The following is a 19,560-nucleotide window of genomic DNA, read 5'->3' as shown; positions in this document are numbered from 1 at the left end:
CCTCTACTCCTGTAACTCTGCCAGGCGAGCTCGAATGCGCTCCTCCTGCTCCAAGAGAGCTGCCAATTTGGCTCGCTCTTTGTCTACCACGGCTTCGGGAGCCTTGTTAACAAAGCCTTCGTTGGCCAGTTTGCCCTGGGAGCGGCTAATCTCCTGCTGGGTTTTCTCCAATTCCCCTTGCAGCCGCTGAATCTCCTGCTCCAAATCCACCAAATCCGCTAGAGGCAAGTAGATCTCAATTCCCGCGGCAATAGCCGTCACCACCTTTTCGGGCTTATCGGCCTCTAGGCCAGCTACCGTCAGTTCGCTGATCTTGCCCAGGGTCTTCAGGTACTCCTCACTATCTGTTACCAACTGCTGCTTCTCCGGTGAGGCATGAACGATGGCGGTAATGGTCTTACCGGGAGCCACTTGGTTCTCCGCCCGCACATTGCGGATAGCCCGAATCAGCTCCATGACGGTCTCCATGTCCTGCTCTGCCTGGGGATCATCCCATTGCTCGTCGGCCTTGGGCCAGGAAGCCAACATGATGGTCTCTCCCTGGTGGGGCAGCTGCTGCCAAATTTCCTCCGTCAGGAAGGGCATGTAGGGATGCAGCAACTCCAAGGTTCCCCGCAGGACCGACCACAACACGTATTGACTAGTTGCCTTGGCGCCATCACCGAACCTTCCGTACAACCGAGGCTTAACCAGCTCGATGTACCAGTCGCAGAATTCGCTCCAGATGAAGTCATACAGCTCCCTGGCGGCTTCCCCTAGTTCGTAGCGGGTTAATCTGCGGGTCACTTCCCGAATCACCGTCTGATACCGACTGAGAATCCATCGATCCGGCAAACTCAACTCCAAGGCCTCAAGGTCTGCTGCCTCGGGATCGAAGTCCGTGAGATTCATCAGTGCGAAGCGGCTGGCATTCCAAATCTTATTGGCGAAGTTCCGACTGGCCTCCACCTTCTCCGGCTCATACCGGGTATCATTTCCCGGCGAGGTACCGGTAACCAGGGTAAACCGGAGAGCATCGGCCCCATATTCCTCGATCACCTCGATGGGATCGACACCGTTACCCAAGGACTTGCTCATCTTGCGCCCCTGGGCATCCCGGACCAACCCGTGGATGAGAACATCGGGGAAGGGAACCTCACCCATAAACTCAATTCCGGTAAAGATCATCCGCGCTACCCAGAAATAAATGATGTCAAATCCGGTGACCAACACCGAAGTAGGATAAAAATGCTCTAACTCCGGAGTTTGCTCCGGCCATCCCATGGTGGAGAAGGGCCAAAGGGCCGAGCTAAACCAGGTGTCCAAGCCGTCGGGATCCTGCTCTAGATTCTGGCTGCCGCACTTGGAACAGCTGGTGGGGTCCTCTTTAGCCACGATTACCTCGTCACAATCCTGGCAGTACCACACGGGAATCCGGTGTCCCCACCACAACTGCCGGGAAATACACCAATCCCTGATGTTTTCCATCCAGTGGAGATAGTTCTTGGCAAAGCGCTCGGGAACAAAGCGAACTTTACCCTGCTCTACCGCCTCGATGGCCGGCTTGGCTAGGGGTTTCATCTTCACAAACCATTGTTTGGAAACCAAGGGTTCCACGGTGGTCCCACAGCGCTGGCACCCACCCACCGCGTGTTGGTGTTCCTCCACCTTCTCCAAAAGGCCCAGCTCCGTCAAGTCTTGGACCACTGCCCGACGGGCTTCGTAGCGATCCATTCCTGCGTACTTGCCGCCGGCCTCCGTGATGGATCCATCTTCTCCAATGACCATGATGATTTCCAGTCCATGGCGCATTCCCACCTCAAAGTCGTTGGGGTCATGGCCTGGGGTGATCTTCACCACTCCCGTTCCAAACTCCATGTCGACATAATCGTCGGCAATGATGGGAATTTCCCGGTTCATCAGGGGCAGAATCACCGTTTCCGAGATCAAGTCTTGATAGCGTTCATCCTGGGGATTAACGGCCAACGCGGTATCACCGAGCATCGTTTCCGGTCTCGTGGTCGCAATGGTGATGTACCCCTGTCCATTTTTCAAAGGATACTTGATGTGCCAAATCTTGCCCTGTTGCTCCTCATGCTCCACTTCCACATCGGACAGGGCGGTATTGCAGCGAGGGCACCAATTAATAATGTAGCTGCCTTGATAAATCAAGCCCTTGTTGTACAGCTCCACAAAGACCTCTCGCACCGCTTTACTACAGCCTTCATCCATGGTAAAGCGTTCCCGCTCCCAATCGCAGGAAACCCCCAGAGTCTCCAACTGCTCCCGGATTCGGTTTCCATATTTTTCCTTCCAGGCCCAAACTCTCTCCAAAAATTTTTCTCGACCCAGATCATGACGAGTCAATCCTTCTTCTTCCCGCAGGGCCTCTTCCACCTTGATTTGGGTGGCAATGCCGGCATGGTCGGTACCGGGAATCCAGACGGTGTTATACCCCTGCATCCGTTTCCACCGCACCAAAATATCCTGCATCGTGTTGTCCATGGCATGACCCATGTGGAGTTGGCCCGTCACATTCGGGGGCGGAATCACGATGGAAAAGGGTTCTTTGCTCTTATCTACCTCGGCATGAAAATACCCCTTCTCCTTCCAGTGATTGTACCATTTTTCTTCCACGGCCTTGGGATCAAAGACCGTCGGTAAACCCTGGGTCTGTGTTTGCTTGGCCACGTTGTCCAACCCCTTTCTCTATCCCTTTCCTCTCTCTTCAGTCCGGTCCCCACTACCCTCAAGCAGTGTAGCCCAAGAAAAGCGCGTACTCTCCGTTCCATGTTGCCCGGAAATCCAATAAAACAAAAAAGCTCCTCTCGCCAAAAGGACGAAAGCAGCTTCCGCGTTACCACCTTAATTCCCGACACAATCCCAGTGTACCGGGCCCTCATTTAGCTATAACGGGCTCTCCCGGCCGGCCTTACTCGTTACTGCTCTGCTTCGGGCAAAGCCATACTTTCGGGACGGCGACTCCGGGGCGACCTTCGGCGATTCTTGACTTAGGAAACCTTTCAGCCGGTGGATTTCCCTCTCTGGCAAGTAGAATCTCGCCTACTCCTCCCCATCATGGTCCTGCTCTTGTTGATGTATACAATTAATATACGTTGATGGGCAGCACTTGTCAAGACCAGGGCTAAGGGCTTGGGTGTGCCTTGGTTGTCACCGGTTACTGCCGGCGGCAGCAACAATATCGTAACAATTTTATGGTATTCTATAATTGACTATGCTTGCCCATAATCAACCTCGTTTTGAAAGGAGAGGTCCTGTGGCTGAGTTAATTTTAGTGGTGGACGATGAGGAATCGATCCGCGAACTTATCAGGTTTAATTTGGAAAAAGAAGGTTACACCGCTGTGATGGCGGAGGATGGTCCGGAAGCCTTAGAGATCTTTCGGGTCAACCAGCCGGATTTGGTGCTTCTAGATATTATGCTGCCCACCATGGATGGCTGGGAAGTCTGTAAAGCCATCCGCAAGGAGTCCAACACCCCGATTATCATGCTAACGGCCAAGGGTGATGAATCTGAGCGGGTTTCTGGGTTGGAAATGGGAGCCGACGATTACATCACCAAACCCTTCAGTCCCAAGGAGCTGATGGCTCGCATCAAGGCGGTACTCCGCCGTGCCTATCCTATGGAGGAGACTACCCAGGTTCGCCTCGACGAGCTGGTCATCGATATTGACCGCCACGAGGTCACCGAGTCCGGAAGACCCATCGCCCTCACGCCCAAGGAGTTTGAACTCCTGTTACTCTTGGTCAAGAACCAAGGCAAGGTTCTCAGCCGGGATATGCTGCTGGAGACGGTGTGGGGCTATGATTACGGTGGTGAAACCCGGACCGTTGACGTTCATATCCGCCGCTTGCGGCAGAAACTGAACGACGATCCCACCAATCCCCGTTACATTCACACGGTGCATGGGGTTGGTTACAAGGTTGAGGGTCGCAGATGAGTCTAAAAGATCCGGTACTGGCGCGGATTTTAGCTATTCTCGCCGGTGTAAACGCTATTGGATTAGCCGTGGCCCGATATGTCCTTCCCCAATTAGTGCCAGAGTTTGTTCCCAGCGCGGCTATCCTGTCTGTATTGTTGGTAGTTTCTTTGGGAATTGTGTTGTACTTTGTCCGCCGGGAGCTATCCCTCACCTTCGAAGAACTCCTGGGCAGCATTCGCCGCATTGCCGCTGGGAACTTCGATATGAAGGTGAGGCTCGCGCCTAATACCAGCCATAGCCTACAGTTGCTGGCCGATGCCCTTAACGACATGACCAGCCAGTATCGAGAAGCTATGGCGGAGGCGGAAGCCAATCGGATCAAGCTCAGTGGGATCACAGCGACGATGATCGACGGACTGATTATCGTTGATCAGGAACTGCGAATTATTCTGAGCAATCCCGCGGCCCGCAGTCTCCTGGGCGTCGATCCCGATGTCGATTTGGAAGGACAGGATTTACTGAGCATTGTCCGCAATTACGACCTAATTAAGGCTTTTAACGAGGCCCTGGGAGAAAAGGCGGTTTCGGTACAAGAAGTGAACCTTTTTACCCCCTCCCAGAGAATTATGCGCGCCCACGCGACCCCCATTACCGACGAGCGGGGTAACGCCGTAGGAGTAGCCACCATCCTCCACGATGTGACGGAACTTAAGCGTCTGGAGCAGATGCGGTCAGATTTTGTGGCCAATGTCTCCCATGAGCTGCGGACTCCCTTAACGTCAATTAAAGGGTTTGTGGAAACCCTCAGCGATGGGGCCGCTGAGGATCCCGAGGGCATCGCCCATTTTCTTCCCATTATTGCCCGGGAAACAGACCGTATGGTGGCGATTGTCAATGACCTCTTGAAGCTGTCGAAAATTGAGGCTAGTAACGAAGCCTGGAAACCAGAACCGGTAAACCTAAGACAGGTCTTGGAAAACAGCATTGCCACCTGTGGCCCCCAGGCCACAGCTAAGAACATCACTATCCACAGGGACATTCCCCCGGAGCTCCCGCCGGTGGCCGGCGATGAGCAGATGCTCCATCAGGTCTTTATTAACCTGATCGACAATGGAGTCAAGTACACGGAAGCCGGGGGTAGTGTGTGGGTTAATGTCATCGAGACCACTGCTAAGGAAATTGTGGTGGAAATCGCCGACAATGGAGTCGGGATTGCTGCCAAACACCTTCCTCGAGTTTTCGAGCGGTTCTATCGAGTGGATAAGGGCCGGTCTCGGGGAATGGGAGGTACGGGGCTGGGTCTGGCCATCGTGAAACACATCGTTGAAAGACACAAGGGCACTATTTCGGTGGAAAGCGAACTTGGTGAAGGTACCGCCTTTACAGTGACTCTGCCCAGAGCAGAGTAGGCAGTCTGGGCAAGGCACCGGTATGAGGAGGGACTATGATGCAAGTACAAAGTGAGGTGAAGGTCTCGCGCTCAGAGTCGTTGGTCATTGTTATCGCCGTGGCAGTCTGTTTGGCGGCTATCATTCTGGCTTTACCGACAGCAGGCTCCAGCGGTAATATCCCCTCTCTGAGTGCGGGCAATCTGGAGATACCCATTGCTGGTACCATCACAGTAGCTTTGCTGGTGGTCATCGTGGCCCTACCCCTAGCATTTTTTTCCGCGGTGTGTGTCTTCATGTTGCCCCACACCGCGAAGGAGAAAATGTTTACGGTGTTACTGGTGATTGCGCAATCCCCCCTAACCCTGTGGGGATTTGCCGCTGCCGTTCCCCTGTTGGCCTCAACCAGAATCTGGTCTCCAACAGCCTCGATTGTCTACCTCGCCATTGTTCTTGGCAGTATCAGCTTCCCCAGGTTGACAATTCAGATTTTGGCAAACTTAGAGTCTACTCCAGCAACCTGGCGAGAAACCCTTTTCGGCTTGGGAGGTTCTCGGAGGCAGATATTTCAGATCCTCATCATCCCCAAGGCGCAAAGGGCTACTTTTCGTAACCTTCTTCCCATCATGGCCTTCGCAGCACTGGAAGGAGCTATATCTCTTCTGATCCTCCATTCTCCCGTGACCTTGGCTACCAGCATTTCAGCGGATCTAGTGGGCCGACTCGGGCCTTTGCTGGTATCTCACATTGCCTCCCACAAGGTCCCCCTGTTAATCTTACTGACAATCCATACTGTGACCCAACTTGGGGCTTGTCGCAGACCTCTTTGGGGAGGAGTGGAATAATGCGTCGCTTTGGCAGACCTAATGTTTTGAGAATGTATGTACCAGCCAGCCTTCCGATCCTATTACCCTTTGGCCTTTTCCTATTCTTAATTTTCCGCGCGCTGAGCGTCAGTGGGATGGAAGAGATCCGGCTAGACTGGAATCTGCTGATGGCAATCTTCCAGAGCAGTCTCTTCACCGCCTTTAGTCTAGCCCTGATCGCAACGGTGATCTTCCTGGGGGTAGTAGTAATCAGCGCTAGCCTATCAAATCGGTGGTTTCGTCGCAGTCGGCGGCTGATTGCGGCCATTGCTGCCATCCCGCCAATTCTCCTCATTCCCGTCGGCGGACTAATCCTGCAGCGCACCAACCACCCCACCGGTACCGCCTTGGCCTTAGTGGTCATCGCCAACGGCAGCTGGTTTGCCCATTACTCTTTGAACCGAATGGCTGCCACAAGACAGGTCACCTGGCAGGCAATGCAGGGTTTAGGGGCCACCCGCTGGCAGATTGTGCGCATCATCTATTGGAAGCAGGCGCTCCACCATACCTTGGACCTGGTTCCCTTTCTCACCACCAGGATCCTGGGGCAGGTTCTGTTGATTGGCATCTTTGCCCCCCATTGGATGTTCCCCCCGGCCCAACTGTGGATGGGGTGGGCGGCAGCATCGGGTACTCCCACCGCTTTACAGATCACTACGGTGGAACTCCTGTTGCTGCTGGGCATGAGTATGATCATTAACCATATCGCCTATCGCTTATCTCGTCGCAGCTGGGAGGTCTACACCGGCCCAGGACATTTCTTCACTATTTGGAGTGACCAATGTGAGTGAACTACGCTGTCAAGATTTTACCGTTGTCCAGAACGGAAGAACCTTGTTTTCCAATGTTACCATAGACTTTCCCGACCAGCAGGTCACGGGCCTCTTGGGGGATCGTAACTCTGGGATCCTTGCCCTGTTGCGGGCCTTGAATCGTATGTTAGAGCTAGACGGCCCCATCGACGTATCGGGACAGGTCTTCTACAAAGGCCAGAAGGTCTACTCCCGCAAGACCAAACCCCAGGAAATTCGCAAGATGGTGGTAACCATCCCATCCAACCCCCTGCCCCTGCCGGGGTCCATCTACGATCATGTGGCCACGGGCCTGCGGATTCGACGATGGTCCCGCCCGGTGGCCATGGCCGACCGGGTAGAGCAAGCCCTGGAGGCCGTCGACCTATGGGAGGAGCTGGGACCCAGGCTCAGTGAACCTGCTGCCAGCGTCTGTCCTGCCCAAATACCCCGACTGGCCCTAGCCTCCGCCCTGGCCGTTAGCCCCACCCACATCCTGTGGGCAGAACCAGGAGGAGGACTAGATCCCGTGGAGACGGACCTGCTGGATAAGGCCCTGCGCCGTGCCTCCAGTAAGTGTACAGTCATCATTGCCACCAATCAGGTAAGGCAACTGGCTCGACTGACGGATGTCACGATCTTTATGCACCGGGGGCAAGTGGTGGAAATCAGCCCCACCGCCCAGGTGCTGGAGCGACCGGCCAATAGCGCCACGGAAAGGTTTATAACCGAACACTATAACGATTGAGCCCCTGTTGCATGGAAGGTGATGACAGTGCCCCGTGAAGCTTTGGATGCAGCCCTGCGCCGCATCGAACAATCGCTGTTGACCATGGGCGGCCTCGTGGAAAAAAGCCTCCACAGTGCCGTCCGCTCGTTGCTGGAACAGGATCTTAACTTGGCTCGGCAGGTTGTCGAGGATGACGATATCATTGATGAGTTAGAAGTAGAGTTGGAAAGGCAAGGTCTGCAGGTTATTGCGATGTTTCAACCGGTAGCCCGGGATCTGCGCCGGATTTACTGCATCCTGCGGTCGATTCGGGATTTAGAGCGGATGGGAGACCTGGCCTCCAACATTGCGGAAACCACCATCCAAATCGGTGATTCACCGCTGATCAAGCCCTTGATCGACATTCCCCACATCGCCAAACACATCGAGATCATGGTCCAGGCTTGCCTGGATTCCTTCGTCCATCAAGATGCCGCTAAGGCTCGGGAAGTATTGCTGATGGATCACAGCGTCGATGAGACCTATCATTTTCTCCATGAAGAACTGCTGGGCTTTGTTGCCGAGGGCGGAGACAGCAATCGAGCCACGCAAGCAGTTACTCTGCTCTTCGTGGCCCGATTCTTAGAGCGCATTGGCGATCATGCAACTAACATCGCCGAAAGCGTAGTTTACTATCTGACAGGGGAAAGGCTGATGCACGCGGATAGCGATGACCTTGAGGTGGGGTCTGCTAATTCCCCGGAATGAGAGGATGTCCAATGTAGGGTAGCTACGGAGTTCTCTCTCCTTGTCGACTCTTGCGGCACTCCGAACAGTAGCCAAAAAACCGGAGACAGTGATCGGTGATGTCAAAATCGGCCTGTTGAGCGATGGCACGTTCCATATCCTCCAGGAGGTCATCGTTGAACTCCTGGATCTTGCCGCAACCAAGACAAATCAAGTGATGATGGTAGTGCTCTTCGACATTATCATTGAATTCAAACCGGGCTTGCCCATCGCCGTACTCCAGCTTGTACACAATCCCCAGTTTCTCGAAGATCTCAAGGGTACGATAGACCGTAGCCAGTCCCAACTCCGGATGAAGCTTTTTCGCCTCCATGAAGATTTTCTCCGCGCTCATATGCTGCGGATTACCTTGCTCTACCAGAACCTGAAGTATCGCTTGGCGCTGCGGGGTGAGACGATGATCGTGATCACTTAACTGCTCTCTGATTCTCGCAAGGGTCTGCTCGTCCAGCTTCACCACCGCCTTCCATGGTATTTGACACAAAGGGTCACAATCTAATCATACGTGCTCTTGCCCCTCCTGTCAAAACCTAAGCGCTTCTCCCTTCCTGCCACCTTTCTAGAGGGCTGACCTCAGCCAGGAGCATCCCCGCCAGAACGAGGCCACAGCCCGCCACTGCCTTCGCACTGAGCACTTCACCGAGGAAGATCCTGGCAAAAATCGTGGCAAAAACCGGTTCCATGGCAAGGATAATGCCCACTCTAGTGGGTGAAGTATATTTTTGTGACCAAATCTGTACCGCTAAAGACAGGGCCGTAGCCAAGACCGCCAGATACAGCAGCCCAAGGATCAGCGATGCTCCCCACTCTATCGGCGGCGATTCCGTCACTCCGGCGAAAATCATGCCTGCCACCGCCACGGTACCGATTTGCACCCAGGCGAGAAGCAGCGAATCCATCTGGGGAGCATACCGGGCCACAATCACTACCTGCAGTGCCCAGAGCACCGCAGAGCCCAAAATCAGTAGATCCCCAATCTCGACGGAAAAACCCGTGGAAAGGTCCAGGCTGAGAAAGGCCAAGCCCGCGGTGGCCAGGACCACTCCCCATACTGCCGAAGGCCGAGGCGGGTTCTTCAACCACAATGCGGAGAGGATGGGGACAAAGACCACCGATAACCCAGTGATAAATCCTCCCTTAGAGGCGCTGGTGTACTGCAGGCCCATGGTCTGGGTTATGTATCCACCCCAAAGCACCAGGCCCAAGAGGGTGCCGATCTTTAGAATGCGCCCATCGAGCCGTCGCAAGCGGGGTAAGCAAAAGACCGTCAAAGCCAAGAATCCCACCAAGAATCTAATTCCCACCAGATAGTGGGGCGTCATCTGCCCAACCAGAAGCTTGATAACCGGAAAGGTCCCGCCCCAGATCACAGTAGATCCCAAGAGGGACAGATCGGCAAGTCTTGCTTTATTCTGCGACAACGAATTCACCTTCTATCTCGCTTTCTATTTCATATCTAGTTTGAGTGCAAAGTTGGCCCTACTTGCCATAACAAGGGAAAAGCCGCCGGCTAGAGATGATCTGTAGCAGGCAGCTTTCACACGTCTTCCAAAGGATTAATTGCTAACTATTCAACCCGCAAGTCCCTGTATTTGGCTACATGAGCTGCTAATCCCCCGTCCTGGAGAATTTGCAGCATCACATCGGGAAGGGGCGAAACGGTCAAGATTTCGTCCTTGGTTAGGTTGTGCACCTTCCCAGCCCCAACGTCCACCAAGAGCTGATCACCGGCATCGATGCGGTCGGTATCACAGATTACCACCGGCAAGCCGACATTAATGGCGTTGCGGAAGAAAATCCGAGCAAAGGATTTGGCCAGGACCGCGCTGACTCCCGCCAATTTGATGATGGTGGGGGCATGCTCCCGACTGGAGCCCAATCCAAAGTTATTCCCCCCGACGACAAAGTCCCCCGGCTGAACCTTCGCCGCAAACTGGGGATCGGCATCCTCCAAGACATGTTTTGCCAGCTCCGGCAGATTGGAGCGCAGGTGAAACAACCGACCGGGAGCGATATGGTCCGTGGAAATATTGTCGCCGAACTTCCAAGCTTTACCGCGCAGCTGCATCGTCTAAGACCTCCTTGGGATGGGTAATCACTCCGGTCAGCGCAGTGGCCGCGGCCACCGCCGGAGAGGCTAGATAGATGTAGGCTGAAGGATTTCCCAACCGACCTTGGAAGTTCCGATTGGAGGTGTTCAGGGAAACCTCTCCATCGCCGAGAATCCCTTCGTGGACCCCAACACAGGGACCACATCCCGGTGCCAGCACCACCGCTCCCGCCTCAACTAATGTAGTGATATACCCAGCAGCTAAACTCTCCAAGAAGACCCGTCTGGAAGCCGGCACTACGATTAACCGTACCTGGGGATGAACCTTCCTCCCGGCTAGAATCTGAGCCGCTACCGCCAAGTCCTCGGTTCTACCATTGGTACAGGATCCGATGAAAACTTGATCCACCTTCACCTCGCCGATGGCGCTAATTGGTTTAGTGTTATCGACGGTGTGGGGTAGGGAAATCATCGGCTCCAGGGTAGAGGCATCGATGTCAATTACCCGCTCGTATTCCGCATCGGGATCCGCGCTGAGGGGACTGTAATCAGCTTCCCGTCCCATCTCTGCCAAGTACCGACGGGTAACCTCGTCGGCTGCGATTAACCCGGCCTTGGCCCCTGCCTCCACAGCCATATTGGACAGGGTGAGGCGCTCCGTCATCGGCATCGCCTCGATGGTCTCCCCGGCAAACTCCAGGGCTTTGTAGGTGGCTCCATCGGCACCGATGAGCCCAATGATGTGCAAAATCAAATCCTTTGCCGTCACCCCTGGCTGCAGCTCACCCTGAACCCGAATCAGAAAGGTCTCGGGAACTCGCATCCAGGTCTTCCCCAAGGCAATACCCACCGCAACATCGGTGGACCCCATCCCGGTGGCAAAGGCTCCCAAGGCCCCCGCCATACAGGTATGGGAATCAGCCCCGATAATCACATCGCCGGGCCGGGCATACTCTTCAGCGACAATCTGATGGCAAACCCCGGCCCCGACGTCGGACAGTACTGCTCCCGTCTTGGCAGCAAACTCCCGCAGCAGGATGTGGTCATTGGAAAGCTCCCGGCGGGGACTAGGTGCGGCATGGTCAATAAACAATATCGTCCGCTCTGGGCAGGCAGCCTGCACCAAACCCATCTTCTCTAACTGCCGAACAGCCAAGGGCCCCGTTCCATCCTGGGTAATGGTCAGATCGACATTGACCACTGCCAGGTCCCCCGCTCTTAAGTGTCTTCCGCTTCGGCGCGACAAGATCTTCTCAGCTAATGTCTGGCCCAAAGACTACTTCCTCCCCCTCTACTTTGCTTAACTGCTGGCGCTGGCCTCCCTCTCCTTGTCTCGCAAATAGTCTTCATAGATATAAACCAGTTCTTTATCAAAGAGGGCCCGTTTTAGTTCAACGGCAGTAGCCCTAACTCTCACCAGCAGTTCATTGGCTTCCTGTTCAGATAACTGAATTCCATACTCGGAGAATTTCATCAACAGTGCCTTGGAACCAGAGTGTTTTCCAATTACGATCTGTCGCTGCAGACCTACTTCTTCCGGGGCAAAAACCTCGTAGGTACTGGCTTCCTTGAGAACCCCATCGGCATGGATCCCCGACTCATGGGCAAACATATTGGTACCAACGATGGCCTTCCACACCGGCAGGGTGCGGCCCGACGCCTGAGCAACATACTCGGCGATTTCTCGGAAGGATTGGGTCTTCAAACCCAGGTCCATCTGGTTAATGTGCTTTAGCGCCATCACCACTTCATCAAGGGCAGCATTACCAGCCCGCTCACCTAGACCATTGACGGTCACACCAACGAATTTCGCTCCGGCTCTAATTCCCGCCAGGGCATTGGCAGTGGCCATGCCAAAGTCGTTGTGGGTATGCATCTCGACATCTAGTCCGGTCTTATCTATTATCTCCTTAACCCGTTGGTAGATGGTAAAGGGCTCCATAATGCCCACGGTATCGCAGTACCGCAGTCGGTCGGCTCCAGCCTGTTTGGCCGCCAGGGCAAATTGGATGAGAAAGTCCATATCAGAACGAGACGCGTCCTCGGCATTGACGGAAACATACAGGCCGTGGGACTTGGCAAACTCCGTTGCCGCTGTCATGTTATCCAGTACCCACTGGCGACTGGTGCGCAGCTTGTGCTGAATGTGGATATCCGAGGTGGAGATGGAGATGGCCACGGCATCCACTCCGCAGCGCAGGGAAGCCTCTACATCCTTCACCACGGCCCGATTCCAGGCCATGATGCTGGCCCGCAAATCGGAGCGGACAATCTCCTTGACTGCCTCGGCTTCATCTCCACCCATGACAGGGATCCCGGCTTCAATCTGATGAACGCCAAGTTCATCCAACAGCTTGGCAATACGGATCTTTTCGGCATTAGAGAAAACTACTCCAGCAGTTTGTTCTCCGTCTCGCAGGGTCGTATCGACTATATACACCGGAGTATTGAAGCGATCGAGTTTACTCATTGTCTCAAGACCTCCCTAAATTAGGTAAGATTGCCAACAGCTGCCGGAACCTCCCAAATTAGTACACAATCTCTGAAAGGGACTATTCTCCAACCCCTTGCGTGATACACACTGGTTCGCTATTGAAGTCAATTTAGCGATCCTGGCCGCAAAACCCTGCCATACGCGATGTATACATGCAAAGGGAGCCAGAGCCGTCGCTTTACCCTTCGAGACCCTTGACTAACAATTCGTTTACCTTCTGGGGATTGGCCTGACCCTTGGTGGCTCGCATTACTTGCCCGACCAAGAAGCCCAAGGCCTTGGTCTTTCCGGCCCGGTAATCACTGACGGACTTAGGGTTGTCGGCGATGACCTGCTCAACTATCGCCATCAGCTCATCGACATCGCTGATTTGTTTCAGACCCTTGGCAGCCACGATGTCTTCAGGCATGTTCCCTGTGGCAATCATCTCAGCAAATACATCCTTACCGACACTACCACTGATTGTTCCCTCGTCAATTAACTTCAGTAAAGACACCAGATGGGTCGGGGTAATAGCCAAAGCCCCTAGTCCATCCTCCGCGGGATTGACTACCCGAAGGAGCTCTCCCATAATCCAGTTACTCACCGGTTTCGGGTCGGCATACTCCTTGACACACTCCTCAAAGAAGTCAGCCAACTCTCGGCTCACCGTCAAGATCTGGGCATCGTACTCCGGCAGTTGGTACTCCTGGATAAACCGCTCCCGCCGGGCCTGGGGCAGCTCTGGAATGGTGGCCCGTATCTCCTCCACCCAACTAGACTCGATGGTGATGGGCATCAGGTCCGGATCGGGGAAATACCGATAATCATCGGCCTCTTCCTTGGTGCGCATCTGCACAGTAATGCCCCGTTCCTCATCCCAGTGCCTGGTATCGGGAATCAGGGTAGCCCCAGCCTCCAGCTCCGCCCGCTGCCGCTTGACCTCATACTCCAGGGCCCGCTGCACTGCTCGGAAGGAGTTGAGGTTCTTAATCTCTGACTTCACACCAAAGCCCCGCTCTCCTTTGCGTCGGAGGGAAATGTTGGCATCGCAACGCAGGGAACCCTCCTGCATCTTGCAGTCGGAGACACCAATGTACTGTAGGGTACTCTTCAGTTGATCCAGGTACAGGCGAGCTTCTTCGGGGCTGCGCAGATCCGGCTCACTGACGATTTCGATCAGGGGGATTCCACCGCGGTTGTAATCCACCAGGGAATACTCAGCCCCGACAATATTGTCACCGGCATGCATCAACTTCCCGGCCTCTTCCTCTAAGTGGATGCGGTTAATGCCGATCCGGCGACTTCCCCCCTCGGTGGCAATGTCAATATAACCTTCCCGGCAGAGGGGTAGGTCAAACTGAGAAACCTGATAGGCCTTGGGCAAATCGGGGTAAAAGTAGTTCTTGCGATCAAACTTACTGATGTCGGCAATAGTACAATTCAAAGCCAGTCCGGCTCTTATGGTATATTCCACTGCCTTGCTGTTTAGTACCGGCAGGGTACCGGGCAGTCCCAGACAAACGGGACACACCTGGGTGTTGGGTTCCTGACCAAACTTGGTGCTGCACCGGCAAAAGAGTTTGGACTGGGTTAGCAGTTCCGCGTGTACCTCTAAGCCGATAATCACTTCATATTCAGCCATTGTTCTTCACCTCCACCGGTGCCCGCAGTCGATAATGACCGGAGGCCTGTTCATAGGCGTAGGCTGCCTTTAGCAGGGTTCCTTCCCCAAAGTGAGGACCAATTAGCTGTAATCCCATGGGCAGCCCAGAGGAATCCAAACCACAGGGAACCGACATCGCCGGCAGTCCCGCGAGATTCACCGGCGCCGTATAGATATCCGATTGATACATCTCGAGGGGGTCATCCCGGCGGGCTCCCAGCTCAAAGGCTGTAGTGGGAACCGTCGGACCAAGGATCACATCACACTGGGCAAAGGCCTGCTGAAAATCCCGGGCAATCAAAGTCCGGGCTCGCTGGGCCTGGCGATAATATGTCTCATACTGTCCACTGCTGAGCAAATAGGTACCCAGAAGGATGCGCCGCTTCACCTCGGGACCAAAGCCCTCACTCCGGGTCTGACTAAACATCGATACGGTATCCCCGGCATCTTCACAGCGATACCCATATCTGACACCATCATAGCGACCGAGATTGGAACTGGCCTCCGCCGACATGATGATGTAGTACACCGACAAAGCCTGATGAATATGGGGCAGAGTTACCTCAATGATGGCAGCTCCCAGTTCTTCATAGAGCTTGATTGCCCTTTCCACCCCTTGGCGAACCTCTCCATCGAGCCCGTCGAGGGAAAGGAATTCCTTCGGGACCCCAACTCGCAGTCCCCGAATGTTTGTTTGCAGGTAGCTGGCGTAATCGGGAATCTCCTCCTGGGCTGAGGTGGAGTCCCGGCCATCGTATCCCGCGATCCTTTGCAGCAGCAAGGCGCAGTCGGTAACATCCTTGGTTACCGGACCCACATGATCTAGGGAAGAGGCCACGGCAACCACCCCATAGCGGGAGATCAATCCATAGGTAGGCTTCAACGCGACCACGCCGCAAAAGGCTGCCGGTTGCCGCAGGGAACCCCCGGTATCGGTCCCCAGGGCCCAAATTGCCTCCCCGGCACTGACCGCGGCGGCAGAGCCCCCACTGGACCCCCCCGGTACCCGAGCCAAATCCCAAGGGTTGCGGGTTGGGTGATACCAGGAACTCTCCGACGAGGAGCCGGTGGCAAACTCATCCATATTGGTCTTGCCTAGGATGGGCATTCCCGCGGCGATTAGCTTCTCCACCACTGTAGCGTGAAAGGGCGGCCGGTAATTGGCCAACATCTTGGAGGCACAGGTGTTGGGAACTCCCGCAACGGAGATGTTATCTTTAATCGCGATGGGAATTCCGGCACCGGCCTGGGCACTGCCCCTTTGAAACCCTTCATCGACGGCCTTGGCCTGCTCTTGGGCCAGCTCCTTGGTCAGCGTAATATAGGCCTGAACCTGCGGTTCAACCCCTTCGATTTGCCCATACACCGAATCCAGCAGCTCCATCGCCGAGATCTCCCGGGAGAGCAGCTTGTCCTTCAGCTCATGGGCCGTCATAGTAAATAGAGACATCACTAACTCCCCCTATTCTTCTTCTAGGATGCGTGGGACTTGAAACATTCCGTCCTTCACCACGGGACCATTGGCCAGAGCCTGTTCCCGGGGCATCGAGTCCCCAGCCTTATCGGGCCGCATCACATTACCCAACACCCGAGGATAGAGCATGGGCTCAACGCCCTCGGTGTCCATTGTCTTCACTTCACTGATGGTAGTTAGAATACTGCTGAGCTGGGCTTGGTAGGTCTCGACCTCATCCTCCGTTAGCTTTAGGCGGCTAACCTGAGCCAGTTGGCGGACCCGGTCGTTATCGATATCGACACCCATCTAGCTTTCCCTCCCTGTCTGGCGCAGGAACTCCTGCTCATCCCAAATCTCGATCCCCAATTCCACCGCCCTGTCGTATTTTGAGCCGGGATTGGCACCGGCCACCAGATAGTCGGTATTCCTGCTCACGGAGCCCGTTGCCTTACCTCCCAAGGAGCGCACCAATTCCTGGGCTTCCTTACGGCTCATGCTATCCAAGGTGCCAGTAATCACCACCGTCTTGCCAGCCAAGGGGTTCTCACTGGCCGCTGGGGAAGCGGTCTGATCCTCCGTCATAGCAATTCCGGCGTCTTTGAGGCGTTGGATCAGGGCTAAGTTTTCTGGGTCGGAAAAATACTCTCGGACACTGGCGGCAATCTTGTCGCCGATGGCCGGTATCGCTGTCAGTTCCTCGGTGGAAGCATTCATTACCTTATCGATGTCCCCGAAATGCTCCGCTAGATCCCGGGCCGCACCGGCCCCCACCAGCCGAATTCCCAGGGCAAAGAGCACCCGGGCCAGGCCCGCGGATTTGCTTCTCTCGATGGCCGACAGCAGGTTCTCTACGGATTTTTGTCCCATTCGATCCAAACCGATGAGCTGGTCAAAGGTGAGACTGTAGAGGTCCGCGGGATCTTCCACCAGGCCTGCCTCCACCAACTGTGAGATGATGGCAGGACCCAGTCCTTCGATGTCCATCGCATCCCGGGACACAAAATGCTCCAGTCCTTCCAGGCGTTTGGCGGGGCATCGGTCACCGGTACAACGGGTAACGGCTTCCCCGACCTCTCGATGGGTCGGCGCTCCACAGACGGGACAGGCGGCTGGCATCACAAATACTCTTTCTGTCCCCTGCCGCTTAGATACCACCGGTTTGACCACTTCGGGAATCACATCACCGGCCTTGCGGATGATGACGGTATCGCCGATGCGAATATCCTTTTCCTTGACGATATCTTCATTGTGCAGTGTGGCTCGAGCAACGGTGGACCCAGCCACCACCACAGGCTCCAAAATCGCCAAGGGGGTTAGGGCCCCGGTTCTTCCCACCTGCACGATAATATCCTTCACAACGGTGGTTGCCTCTTCCGGAGGAAACTTAAAGGCAATGGCCCACCGTGGACTGCGAGCGGTGAACCCCAGTTCCTCTTGCTGGGCCAGGGAATCTACCTTCACCACCACCCCATCGATGTCGTAGCCCAAGGAGCTGCGCCTTCCCTCCATCTCTTCACAGTAGGCAATCACCTCATCGATACTCTCGCAGCGTTTAGTCAGAGGGTTGACTCGCAATCCCCACCCCCGCAACAGCTCCAAAGCCTCCCAATGGCTGGCAGGATCAACTCCCTCGGTATACCCCAGCCCATAGAGCCAGATGTCCAGATCCCGCTCTGCGGTAATCCTAGGATCCAGCTGTCGGAGAGAACCGGCGGCAGCGTTGCGGGGATTGGCAAAGACCGGCTCTCCTTGCCCTGATCGGAGGGCATTAAGGCGCTCAAAGGCCCTTTTGCTCATGTAAACTTCTCCCCGTACCTCAACCACCGGGGGAGCCGAATGCCGCAGACGCAGGGGAAGCCCCTTAATGGTTCTCAGGTTCTGGGTGATGTTTTCCCCCTGGCGGCCATCACCCCGAGTTGCTCCTAGGACAAAGTTTCCATTCTCATAGAGAAGGGAAACCGCCAGCCCATCGATTTTCGGCTCAGCCACATAGGCAACTTCCTCCCCCGGCAGTCCTCGCCGAATCCTAACATCGAAGTCCCTCAGTTCTGCCAGGCTCAGGGCGTTACCTAAGCTGAGCATGGGGATTCGATGGGTAACGGTAGCAAACCCCGGTAGGGGCGCTCCTCCCACCCGTTGGGTGGGAGACTGGGGGGTAATCAGCTGGGGAAACTGTCCCTCCAGCCGCTCCAACTGCCGATAAAGGGCATCATATTCCCCGTCGGAGATCTCAGGGTCATCCAGGACATAATAGCGATAGCTGTGATACTCAATTCTCTGGCGCAGTTCCTGGGCCAGCTCCTGGGCCCTGGTCTCATTTAGCCCGGTAAGTTCGAGCTCACTCAATCGATTGTTGGTCAACTGTGCAAATTCACTCATAAAGCCCACCGCCAGTACATAGATCTGTTTGGAGTCTAAGGTATCAGAAGCAAGGAGTGTGGCGACAGATGTTTATTCCTCGCCGTCGCTTGCGTTGGCTGGTCCTGCTGTGCCTAGGATTGGCCTTCGGGTCGTGGCTGGTGCTGACCGGTAATCGGGACCAACCTAGTACCCCGGCATGGGTCAAGCTGGGCGCCGGTCCTCCCATCACCTACGTGGACGATTACGCCCAGGGAGTCAATATTTCAGCCCAAGCAGCCATCTTGGTGGAAAACGCCACCGGCACTGTGCTTTATGCCAAGAACGAGCATGTCCGTCGGGCACCGGCCAGCACCACTAAAGTGCTGACCGCCCTGTTGGCTCTAGAGACAGGACGTCTAGATGATGTCGTCACCGTCAGCCGCAATGCCGATGCCACTCCAGGGTCTACCGCTGCCCTGGTTGCCGGGCAAAAACTAACCCTAGAGGAAGCGCTGCATGGGTTGTTGTTGCGCTCCGGTAACGATGCAGCCGTAGCCATCGCCGAGCACCTCCAGGGCTCTGTGTCGGAGTTTGCCAAAGAGATGAATCTCCGGTCTAAGGAGTTGGGGGCAGCCAACAGCCAATGGAAAAACCCCCACGGTCTCGATCACCCGGGACATTATACTACTGCCTATGATCTGGCCATGATCTCTCGAGTAGCCTTGCTCTATCCCAAATTCGCCGAGATTGTTGGAACCAAGAACTATTCGCCCCAAAGCATTCCCCGGCACTGGAGCAATACCAACCGACTGCTGTGGAGCTATGCCGGCGCCGACGGAGTCAAGACGGGAACAACCAGTCAAGCCGGTCACTGCCTGGTGGCAGCAGCTTCCCGAGACGGCCGGCAATTGATCAGCGTGGTCCTGGGCTCCAGTGATCGCTGGAGTGACTCCACCCGATTGCTCAACTACGGTTTTGATAATTTCCACCTGATCCCCATTGCCACCAAGGGGCAGGTGATTGCCGAATTACAGATTGAAGGCGCCGTTGCTCCCCGGTTGGAGGCCGTGGCCCTCCAGGATTGTTCCCAGG

17 protein-coding genes and 1 other annotated feature are annotated in these 19,560 nt (G+C 55.2%); of the genes, 7 read left to right on the top strand and 10 right to left on the bottom strand.

Going from position 1 to position 19,560, the window contains the following annotated elements:
• Positions 1-3: 3 nt before the first annotated feature.
• A complete protein-coding gene (locus tag GX030_06545) occupies positions 4-2,670 on the bottom strand; it encodes a valine--tRNA ligase (GenBank protein NLV92034.1) in 2,667 nt (888 codons plus the stop codon).
• Positions 2,671-2,811: 141 nt separating this feature from the next.
• Positions 2,812-3,068 (bottom strand) — a binding site (T-box leader).
• Positions 3,069-3,214: 146 nt separating this feature from the next.
• Here GX030_06545 and GX030_06540 point away from each other — a divergent pair.
• Genes GX030_06540 through phoU form a run of 6 tightly spaced genes read left to right on the top strand, consistent with a single transcriptional unit; the run spans position 3,215 to position 8,444 of the window.
• Positions 3,215-3,940, top strand: a complete 726-nt coding sequence (locus GX030_06540; protein ID NLV92033.1) for a response regulator transcription factor — start codon at positions 3,215-3,217, stop codon at positions 3,938-3,940.
• Positions 3,937-5,331, top strand: a complete 1,395-nt coding sequence (locus tag GX030_06535; protein NLV92032.1) for a cell wall metabolism sensor histidine kinase WalK — start codon at positions 3,937-3,939, stop codon at positions 5,329-5,331. The genes GX030_06540 and GX030_06535 overlap by 4 nt, the downstream gene beginning before the upstream one ends.
• Before the next feature lie 38 nt (positions 5,332-5,369).
• A complete protein-coding gene (locus GX030_06530; GenBank protein ID NLV92031.1) occupies positions 5,370-6,155 on the top strand; it encodes a hypothetical protein in 786 nt (261 codons plus the stop codon).
• A complete protein-coding gene (locus GX030_06525; GenBank protein ID NLV92030.1) occupies positions 6,155-6,967 on the top strand; it encodes a hypothetical protein in 813 nt (270 codons plus the stop codon). Before GX030_06530 ends, GX030_06525 begins: the two co-directional genes overlap by 1 nt.
• Positions 6,960-7,715 (top strand): ATP-binding cassette domain-containing protein, encoded by a 756-nt coding sequence (locus tag GX030_06520; protein ID NLV92029.1) that lies wholly within the window; start codon positions 6,960-6,962, stop codon positions 7,713-7,715. Before GX030_06525 ends, GX030_06520 begins: the two co-directional genes overlap by 8 nt.
• A gap of 21 nt (positions 7,716-7,736) precedes the next feature.
• Positions 7,737-8,444 (top strand): phosphate signaling complex protein PhoU, encoded by a 708-nt coding sequence (gene phoU / locus GX030_06515; protein NLV92028.1) that lies wholly within the window; start codon positions 7,737-7,739, stop codon positions 8,442-8,444.
• Positions 8,445-8,466: 22 nt separating this feature from the next.
• Here phoU and GX030_06510 read toward each other — a convergent pair whose 3' ends face one another.
• The 9 genes from GX030_06510 to ligA all read right to left on the bottom strand — a co-directional run bounded on the left by GX030_06510 (position 8,467) and on the right by ligA (position 18,507).
• Positions 8,467-8,934: a transcriptional repressor gene (locus tag GX030_06510; protein NLV92027.1), complete on the bottom strand. Its 468-nt coding sequence runs from the start codon at positions 8,932-8,934 to the stop codon at positions 8,467-8,469.
• 79 nt (positions 8,935-9,013) lie between these two features.
• Positions 9,014-9,904: a DMT family transporter gene (locus tag GX030_06505; GenBank protein NLV92026.1), complete on the bottom strand. Its 891-nt coding sequence runs from the start codon at positions 9,902-9,904 to the stop codon at positions 9,014-9,016.
• A gap of 146 nt (positions 9,905-10,050) precedes the next feature.
• The gene (locus GX030_06500) at positions 10,051-10,551 is read right to left on the bottom strand and encodes a 3-isopropylmalate dehydratase small subunit (GenBank protein NLV92025.1); all 501 of its coding nucleotides are present in this window, start codon (positions 10,549-10,551) and stop codon (positions 10,051-10,053) included.
• Positions 10,535-11,806, bottom strand: coding sequence for a 3-isopropylmalate dehydratase large subunit (locus tag GX030_06495; protein ID NLV92024.1), 1,272 nt, complete (start codon positions 11,804-11,806; stop codon positions 10,535-10,537). Before GX030_06495 ends, GX030_06500 begins: the two co-directional genes overlap by 17 nt.
• A gap of 27 nt (positions 11,807-11,833) precedes the next feature.
• Positions 11,834-13,003, bottom strand: coding sequence for a homocitrate synthase (nifV, locus tag GX030_06490; protein ID NLV92023.1), 1,170 nt, complete (start codon positions 13,001-13,003; stop codon positions 11,834-11,836).
• A 202-nt stretch (positions 13,004-13,205) separates the two neighbouring features.
• Entirely contained in the window at positions 13,206-14,651 is a 1,446-nt protein-coding gene (gatB, locus tag GX030_06485) for an Asp-tRNA(Asn)/Glu-tRNA(Gln) amidotransferase subunit GatB (protein NLV92022.1), read from the bottom strand.
• Positions 14,644-16,122 (bottom strand): Asp-tRNA(Asn)/Glu-tRNA(Gln) amidotransferase subunit GatA, encoded by a 1,479-nt coding sequence (gene gatA / locus GX030_06480; GenBank protein ID NLV92021.1) that lies wholly within the window; start codon positions 16,120-16,122, stop codon positions 14,644-14,646. Before gatA ends, gatB begins: the two co-directional genes overlap by 8 nt.
• A 12-nt stretch (positions 16,123-16,134) precedes the next feature.
• Positions 16,135-16,434: an Asp-tRNA(Asn)/Glu-tRNA(Gln) amidotransferase subunit GatC gene (gene gatC / locus GX030_06475; GenBank protein NLV92020.1), complete on the bottom strand. Its 300-nt coding sequence runs from the start codon at positions 16,432-16,434 to the stop codon at positions 16,135-16,137.
• Positions 16,435-18,507, bottom strand: coding sequence for an NAD-dependent DNA ligase LigA (gene ligA / locus GX030_06470; protein ID NLV92019.1), 2,073 nt, complete (start codon positions 18,505-18,507; stop codon positions 16,435-16,437). It abuts the gene before it with no gap.
• A gap of 68 nt (positions 18,508-18,575) precedes the next feature.
• Here ligA and GX030_06465 point away from each other — a divergent pair.
• Positions 18,576-19,560, top strand: a 985-nt coding sequence (locus tag GX030_06465) for a D-alanyl-D-alanine carboxypeptidase (GenBank protein NLV92018.1), incomplete at its 3' end; no start/stop codon positions are given.

The organism is Bacillota bacterium, assembly GCA_012727955.1.
Taxonomy (GTDB): domain Bacteria; phylum Bacillota; class Limnochordia; order DTU087; family JAAYGB01; genus JAAYGB01.
The sequence above is the reverse complement of the archived record's forward strand: the minus strand, read 5'-3'. Positions and strand labels throughout refer to the sequence as shown.